Genomic DNA, 357 nt, shown 5'->3' on the forward strand with positions numbered 1-357 from the left:
GAACCCCAATCCGGTCTGCCGTCTTTCGCATTTCACCAAGCATATGACTTGAGAGAAGAATAGCCGCTCCATTCTGTGCCGCTTCTTTCAACATCTGGATCATCTCTGCCGCTACTACTGGATCCATCCCATTCAGTGGTTCATCCAGAACAAGCAGTTCAGGGCGGTGAATCAAGGCTCTCGCAAATCCCAGCCTCTGCTTCATACCAAGGGAATAACTGGACACCGGCTTTTTTCTGGCATGATACAATCCGACACGATCGAGCATCCCGGACACTGAAGCTTCTTTTCCCATATATCTGAGATGCATTTCCAGTATCTCTATAGCATTGAGATGCTCATAAAAAACTGGTCTCT

1 protein-coding gene is annotated in these 357 nt (G+C 47.6%); it reads right to left on the minus strand.

The window, feature by feature from the left end:
- Nucleotides 1-357, minus strand: a 357-nt coding sequence (locus tag HJY11_RS13375) for an ATP-binding cassette domain-containing protein (protein ID WP_208076438.1), incomplete at both ends; no start/stop codon positions are given.

It is taken from the genome of Bittarella massiliensis (ex Durand et al. 2017) (assembly GCF_017566145.1).
GTDB lineage: Bacteria > Bacillota > Clostridia > Oscillospirales > Ruminococcaceae > Bittarella > Bittarella massiliensis_A.